The organism is Martelella sp. (assembly GCF_984369615.1).
In genome coordinates, this window is record NZ_CFHTCS010000229.1 from 1 (window position 1) to 7231 (window position 7231).

A 7231-nucleotide genomic window follows, 5' to 3' on the forward strand; every position below is an offset into this window, starting at 1 on the left:
CACGACGGCGGCGCCGTGGCAGGCCAGGGTGAGAGCGTGTGAGCGGCCCAGTCCGCCCCCCGCGCCGGTGACAATCGCCACCTGATCCTTGAATGAAACCGACATATTTTTTCTCCTCCGGTCCGTTTGTCTTGGTGATTTTCGTTTCTGTCGCGCCGGGGTGCGCTGCCGGCGCGCCACTTCGCGCTCAGTCCCCGACCGTCAGAACCAGCCAGTTTGCCGCCAGAGCGGGCCGGTCCGAGCCATCGATCTCGACGCGCACCGCGTAATTGCGAAGCATGCCGCCTGCCTTTGGGGTCTCGCTTGCCAGGGTGAAGCTGCCGCGAAGGCGCGAACCGACCGGAACCGGCGTGAGAAAGCGCAGCTTGTCGAAGCCGTAATTCACCTCGACCGCGCCCGGCTTGGCCGGCGGCAACGCGCTGCGGGCGAAGGCCGTCAGCATCGAAGACAGGTAGAAACCGTGCACGATCGTGCCGCCATAGGCAGTCTCGGCGCGCGCGCGCACGGGATCGACATGGATGAACTGATGATCGTCGATCGCATCGGCGAACCGGTCCACCATCGTCTGGTCAACGCATGTCCATTCGGAAACGAGAGGGGAAGCGGCTTCGGTCATCTTGGTCCTCCTGGAGATGCGTAACTTAAAGCTTGCAACATACTCAGTAGTATGCGAATTCCGAACTGTCCAGACCTGATCAAGACGCGAAGCTTGTTGTTCGACCTCGCGATCGGCTTTATGGCTGGAACAGCGTGTACCGAATAAGTTGACTGCAGGGGGACCGTGTGGCGAACCAAGACATGCACCGGGAGTGGGCCTTGAAGACCCGAGGCCATGAAGATTCTGGCACTCTTGGCGAGAGTGTGGTCGAGATCCTGGACTGCGCCGCGCTCTGCTTCACCGAAACGGGGTTCCAGGGCACGAGCATTGATGATGTTGCGCGGCGCCTCGGCGCGACCAAGGGCCGCATCTACCATTACTTCCGCTCGAAGACCGATCTTTTCTTCGATGTTCACCGCGAAGGGATGCGGCGTCTTATGGACGCGGTGACCGCGGCGAAACAGGATGACGGAACCGGCCGCGAAAAGCTGCAGCGCATGCTTGAGGCGCATGCGCTGACCATGATGCAGAACATCGCCTACGAAGCGGTTGTCGTGCAGGGCGTGCACATGCACCGGCTGACCGCGACAACCCCCGAACAGCGCATCAGCCTCGACGAGATCATGGATATCCGACACCGGTTCGAACAGCTTTTCGTCGACGTTTTTCGCGAAGGCCAGGCGGATGGAAGCATTCGTCGGGATGCCGATGTGTCGCTTGCGGTCAAAGGCATGCTCGGAGCGGTGAACTGGATGACGATCTGGTATCGTCCGCGCTCCGGCGAAAGCCCAGAACAGCAGCGGGCCATGGCGCGCAGCGTCGCGGCGCTGCAAATTGGCGGGATTGCCGGCTGACCAGGCCGCGGCTCCCGGCATCTTCGTATCAGATCAGGGCATGAAAGGATCGCGGGCGCTTTGGCGGGCATACCGCGTCCTTGACGTCCGTTCCGTCTCTCTTCAGACCCGGCGACAGATCGTGAAAGGGAGCGCGCCCGGAGGCCACCTTGCCGCCAAGACTCGCAGCTTCGGGCCGACGAGAGCTGCGAGCCATGAAACGCATCAGTCCAGAGCCATGCAGAGATATTTGATCTCCAGGAATTCCTCGATCCCGTATTTGGAACCTTCCCGCCCGAGGCCGGAGGATTTGACGCCGCCAAAGGGCGCTTCGGCGGTCGAGATCAAACCCGTATTGATGCCGACCATGCCGCTCTCGATCTCCTCGGCCACCTTCCAGACCGTCGAAATGTCGCGGGCGTAAAAATAGGCGGCAAGGCCGAACTCGGTATCATTGGCGAGCCTGATACCTTCATCCACGGTGTTGAAGCGGATCACCGGCGCGACCGGTCCGAAGGTTTCCTCAGCCAGGATTTTCATGCCGGGTTTGACGCCGCCCAGAACCGTGGGCCGGTAGTATGTGCCGCCCAGATCGGACCGGCTGCCGCCCTCGATCACGGTCGCGCCCTTCGAAACGGCGTCGGCCACGTGATCCTCGACTTTCGCAAGCGCCGCGTCATCGATGAGCGGGCCGATCGCGACCCCTTCGGCCATGCCGTCACCAACCTTCAGTCCCGTAATTGCCCTGGCCAGCTTTTCGGTAAAGGCATCGGCGATTTCGCTTTGGGCGTAGATCCGGTTTGCGCAGACACAGGTCTGCCCGGCATTGCGGAATTTGGCGATTATCGCGCCTTCGACAGCCTTGTCGAGATCGGCATCGTTGAAGACCAGGAAAGGCGCATTGCCGCCGAGTTCCAGCGAAAGCTTCTTCACATCGTGGGCGCATTGACGCATCAGGATGCGACCCACTTCGGTGGAGCCGGTGAAGGTGAGTTTGCGCACCTTGGGATTGGTGCACAATTCCATGCCCATGCCCTTGGAGTCGGTGCCCGGCAGAATGGACAGCACGCCTTCGGGAATCCCGGCTCTTTCTCCAAGCACCGCCATGGCAAGCGCCGAAAGCGGGGTCTTTTCTGCCGGGCGACCGACAAAGCTGCAGCCAGCGGCAAGTGCCGGGCCGACCTTGCGGGCGATCATCGCATTGGGGAAATTCCATGGCGTGATTGATCCGACAACGCCTATCGGTTGCTTGATCGTGATGATCCGCTTGTCGGGCTGATGACCGGGAATGACATCGCCATAGATGCGCCGCCCCTCTTCGGCGAACCATTGGATGAAGGAGGCGCCGTAGGCAATCTCGCCCCTGGCCTCGGCAAGCGGCTTGCCCATTTCGGCGGTCAGGATTTTCGCCAGATCCTCCTGGTTTTCCAGCAGCAGGCTGTTCCAGCGAAGCAGGATCTGCGATCGATCCTTGGCGGTCAGTCCCCGCCAGCGCTTCTGTGCCTCGTAAGCGCGGTCAATCGCCTTGCCGACATCGGCAGCCGGAATATCGGCCACCATGGCAATGCGTTCCCCGGTTGCCGGATTCGTGACGGGAAAGGACTTCTCAGCCTCCACCCACGTGCCGGCGAGAAAGGCGCGATGTTCGAGCAGGCTCGGATCCTGGAGTTGAAGTGACACGGCCGTTCCTTTCTTTGTGAATTATCAGAAAGCCGCGCGGTATATCGAAAGCGCATCGGCTTCCGACAGGGGTCGCGGATTGTTGACGAGAAGTCGGGTCTGGTTCATCGCGTCGGAGGCGAGCTTCGGCAGGATGTCCCGCGGAATCTCCATTGCCCTCAAATTCTGCGGCAGGCCGCAGGCGCGCGAAAGGTCCGCAAGCTTCTCGCAGAAGGCCGCCGCCCGTTCCTGTCCCTCGAATGCCGACAGTTCGGGAAACACGAAAGGTGCAAGCGTGGCATAGGGGCCCGGCGTGGTCACGATGTTGAAACGCAGGACATGCGGCAGAACCAGTGCATTGGAGAGCCCGTGGGGAATGTGAAAGTGCCCCCCAAGCGGATAGGCGAGCGCGTGAACGGCGGCGACTGGCGAGTTGGCGAAGGCCTGCCCGGCAAGCATCGACCCCAAGAGCATATCGGACCTTGCTTCGACATCCTTGCCGTCGTGGACCGCTTTCAGAAGCGAACGCCCCATCAACGTCAACGCCTGCGTCGCCAGCATGCGCGACAGCGGGTTGTTGTTGGGGCTGGCCGAGGCGAAGGCCTCGATGGCATGAACCATCGCATCGATCCCCGTCGCAGCCGTGATATGCGGCGGCAGGCCATAGGTCAGCGCCGGATCAAGGAGCGCGACATCGGGAAGGAGCACCGGCGAGACGACGCCCATCTTCTCGCTGGCGCCGGTCGTGACGATGGAAATCGGCGTGACCTCCGAACCGGTACCGGCGGTTGTCGGCACGAGTATCAGCGGCAGGCGCGGACCGCGCGCCTTGCCGACGCCGTATACATCCGCGAGCGTTTCGGTTCCCGGCACCAGCAGCGCGACAAGCTTGGCAACATCGAGCGACGATCCTCCGCCAAGCCCGACGATGCCCTCAACGCCTGCCGAACGGGCGGCCGCGACCGCCCCGAGCACCACATGTTCCGGCGGATCGGCTTCAACGTCCTTGAACAGTTCGACCGTGATGCCGCCGTCGCGAAACTGCTTCAGCGCGCGCTCCACCATGCCCGTTGCCATCATTCCGGGATCGGTCACGAGCATGATGCGGTCGCCGACCTGCGCGTTGACCAGTTTGGCCAGTTCGTCAAAAGTGCCAGTGCCGAACCTGATCGACTTGGCCGTGTTGAATGCAAATCTATCCATCGTTTATCTCCAAAACCGGCCTCAACCGCCGAAACTGAATGCAATAAGGACAACCAGAGCGAAGCTGACGGCTCCGGTTATGACCAGGATACCGAGCCGCTCCCGCTCGGCCCGGCTTTGGTCAGGCCGAAGGCGCGGCGGCGGTTCATAGGGCGGTATTTCGACGGTAACCGGGCTTGCCATCTCCATTTTGTAGCTGAGGAACCAGGCGAGCCCGACGCCGAGTATCCACGCGGCGAGCGCCCAGGCCCAAAGCGAAGGCATGCCGAGAAGCCAGACCGGGGCCGCAGCATCGCCGCCGGTGAAGGCGGTGTTGCCGAAGATCAGTCCCGGCCCGACGGCAAGGAAAAACCAGGCAAGGACAGCCGACCAGGCAAAAGCACGAAACCGGCGCGCCTCCCCGCCCGACGCCAGAAGCGTTGCATAGAGTTTGCGGACCTCGCGGGCCTCCTCGCAAAGCGCATTGCGGTTTGTGATCGCCGAAATGATCAGGACTGCTGTAACATTGGCGGCCATGCCCCAGACGGCGGAATGGATCGTCCACGGCCAGCGCCCCCAGGGCAGCTCCAGCCCCAGGAACGAAAGTAACTGATAGCCGAGCGGCTCCGTCAGCACGACGCCGGCAAGACCGAACCCGACGCCGAGAACGGCAGCGGGACGCGTGATCCAGCCAAGCCATGTCACGCCGAGCATCGGAACCCAGAGCTGAAACGCAGCGGGCAAGGCCAGGCCAGCGAGCGCCGACACGGTAACCGGGGTCAGATTCTGCATCACCAGGGCCACCACGGTGAGTACCGCGATCACCACGCGGGTGAGCGTGATTGTCGCCCGCTGACCAAGCGCCGCATTGAAATACGGCTTGTAGAGATGGCGCACCAGTGTCTCGCCGGCCACAAACAGGGAGAGGCCGGCCAAGAGCTGGACGCCGGCGCCGATGCCGATGAAGATCCAGGCCGCAAACCAGGGCGAAGAAACCTGCATAGCGTCCAGCAGCGGCACCAGCCTGAGAGCGGGATCGAGCAGGCCGGCCAGGCCGGCGATCGCGATCGCGAAAATGATCAATGCGCCGAAGAAACCGGCTGTGACCCAGGTCTGCCCGGCGGCAAAACCTTTCGGCGAGCGCGTCGACAGCACCACTTTGAGCACCACCGGGCTGGCCTGAAACCCCATCAGCGCGAAAGCGAGGCTGAGATTGGCGATGGCTGTGTGCGACGTTGCCGCGTCACCGCCGCGGCCAAGCCCGCCGGTAAAACGAATAATGCCGTCGACGCTGAAAAACCGGGCATTGTCCGGCGACATCGCAAGTCGATAGAGATTGGCATTGAGCGCAGCAAAGCCGCCGCTCCACGAAAGCGCAAAACCCGCCAGCGCAACAATCGCGCAAAAAACCAGCGCCGCCTGAATGAAGCCGAAATAGCCGAGCGCGCGCATGCCGCCGATGCCGACCCCTGCAAACAGAACGAAGCCGAAAACGGTGCTGGCCACGAGCGGCGACAGCGCGCCGCCGCTCAAAACCGACGCGATACTGGCAAAAGCCCTGATCTGCAGGCCGGAAAATCCGATGGCGAACAGAACCGCCACCAGAGCGACGACGGCAACGAGAAACGGACTTTGAAAATAGGCCCGGAAGATTTCCGCCTGAGACGATACCCGCAATCGTTCCGCGGCAAACCACACCCGCTTGAAGAACACGATGCCGGGGAGCGCGACCAGCACGCCGCCGACGAGATAGACCGGCATCGAGAACCCGTCGTCACTGATGGCGCTGCCCGCGCCGAGCACGAACCAGGCGGCAAGGCTGGCGCCGGCAATCACCAGCGCCGAGAGCCAGGGCGCCAGGGAGTGGGCGGCGGAGAAGAAGCCCCCGTCCCCGACATTCATGCGCGCGGAGACGCGTACCCAGTGCAGCATCACGGCGATATAGAGAAGGCTGCAAAGCGGAAACCAGACGGATTCGGAAATGCTGCTCATTGGGGCTCATTCCCGCTTTCCGCCGGTTTGAAGTGGAAGCGCGAGAACGCTCCCCTCAGTCCGTGCCGCGTTGATAGATAGAGGAGAAAGCCGCAGACGAGCACGGCGAAAAGCGTGAGCCCTGACCAGTAATCGACAGCCGTCAGACCGCCATCGAGCCATGCCGCGATGAAGACGAGCGCAAGCACGCCGAAGGCGCCGATGCCAAGCGTAGCCTCGCCGGCGGAAAAGCCACAATCGTTCACCGCGTTGATGACGATATGGATCGCGAAGGTGACGACGACCAGCGCGACGCCCGCCAGCGATAGGAGGTAGGAATCGCGTGCAAGACCCTCCAGAAAAAACGCAAGAGCGGGAAAGCCCGACGTCGCCCATGCGGCGAAGACAAGAAGATTTCGCTCAACCTTCGCATGTCCCGACATTTAAAAACTCCGGTTCTGCAGCCTTGGTCAGTGCCTGTCGGCAGGTTTGGTCGGTGCTTTGGCGGCGCCGCCCGGCAATGTCCTGCCGGCATCGGCCTCCTGCTGTTCCGGCGTCGTGTAGACCATCTTGGAAAGATCCTGCAGCGCGAGGGTGCGATGGACCGCATCGCCGCTGAGGCCGATCTCGTTCAGAAGCTGGTCGACAAACGGCGCCTGCGAGCGATAGCGCAACGCCGAGGAGACGACCTGATCGGCGAGATTGCCATCGCGCGGCTGCCCTGTCCCGTCGCCATCCCTGCCGCCGCCTTCGCCGCCGGCCGCAGCGGAGCGGCCGCCGCCCGCGTCGCCGCCGGAAAAGCCGGGCAATCCGTCGACATGAAGGATCTTGATGCCCTCGATCTTCTCCATCGGCTTTACGCTTTCGCGAATGATTGCGGGCAGGTTCTCGACCAGCGACTTGTGCAGGCTGCTGCGGCGGCTGGCATCGGTTCTGAGATTCTCGGCTTCGTTGAGCTTCTGCTTGCCCTCGGCCTCGACCGCATAGC

At 62.6% G+C, this 7231-nt stretch carries 7 protein-coding genes; 1 reads left to right on the plus strand and 6 read right to left on the minus strand.

All coding sequences use genetic code 11. From position 1 onward, the window contains the following. Positions 1-187: 187 nt before the first annotated feature. Positions 188-616: a MaoC family dehydratase gene (locus tag AC5DC2_RS16375; protein ID WP_024706649.1), complete on the minus strand. Its 429-nt coding sequence runs from the start codon at positions 614-616 to the stop codon at positions 188-190. Positions 617-861: 245 nt separating this feature from the next. Here AC5DC2_RS16375 and AC5DC2_RS16380 point away from each other — a divergent pair, with 245 nt between their 5' ends. Beyond that, positions 862-1452, plus strand: coding sequence for a TetR/AcrR family transcriptional regulator (locus AC5DC2_RS16380; RefSeq protein WP_491699248.1), 591 nt, complete (start codon positions 862-864; stop codon positions 1450-1452). Positions 1453-1656: 204 nt separating this feature from the next. Here AC5DC2_RS16380 and AC5DC2_RS16385 read toward each other — a convergent pair whose 3' ends face one another. The 5 genes from AC5DC2_RS16385 to AC5DC2_RS16405 form a co-directional block, all read right to left on the minus strand. Further along, positions 1657-3111 (minus strand): NAD-dependent succinate-semialdehyde dehydrogenase, encoded by a 1455-nt coding sequence (locus AC5DC2_RS16385; protein WP_024706647.1) that lies wholly within the window; start codon positions 3109-3111, stop codon positions 1657-1659. Between the two features lie 24 nt (positions 3112-3135). Beyond that, positions 3136-4293 carry an iron-containing alcohol dehydrogenase gene (locus AC5DC2_RS16390; protein ID WP_491699249.1) on the minus strand — a complete coding sequence of 386 codons (1158 nt, stop codon included), beginning with the start codon at positions 4291-4293 and terminating at the stop codon, positions 3136-3138. Positions 4294-4314: 21 nt separating this feature from the next. Next, the gene (locus AC5DC2_RS16395; RefSeq protein ID WP_491699250.1) at positions 4315-6264 is read right to left on the minus strand and encodes a hypothetical protein; all 1950 of its coding nucleotides are present in this window, start codon (positions 6262-6264) and stop codon (positions 4315-4317) included. Then, on the minus strand, positions 6261-6686 hold the full coding sequence (locus AC5DC2_RS16400) for a hypothetical protein (protein WP_491699251.1): 426 nt from the start codon (positions 6684-6686) through the stop codon (positions 6261-6263). Before AC5DC2_RS16400 ends, AC5DC2_RS16395 begins: the two co-directional genes overlap by 4 nt. A 27-nt stretch (positions 6687-6713) precedes the next feature. After that, positions 6714-7231, minus strand: a 518-nt coding sequence (locus AC5DC2_RS16405) for a flotillin domain-containing protein (protein WP_491699252.1), incomplete at its 5' end; no start/stop codon positions are given.

Coding starts and splice junctions, on each gene's coding strand:
- AC5DC2_RS16400 (WP_491699251.1), bottom strand. CDS start 6,686: ATGTCGGGACATGCGAAGGTTGAGCGAAATCTTCTTGTCTTCGCCGCA.
- AC5DC2_RS16395 (WP_491699250.1), bottom strand. CDS start 6,264: ATGAGCAGCATTTCCGAATCCGTCTGGTTTCCGCTTTGCAGCCTTCTC.
- AC5DC2_RS16375 (WP_024706649.1), bottom strand. CDS start 616: ATGACCGAAGCCGCTTCCCCTCTCGTTTCCGAATGGACATGCGTTGAC.
- AC5DC2_RS16390 (WP_491699249.1), bottom strand. CDS start 4,293: ATGGATAGATTTGCATTCAACACGGCCAAGTCGATCAGGTTCGGCACT.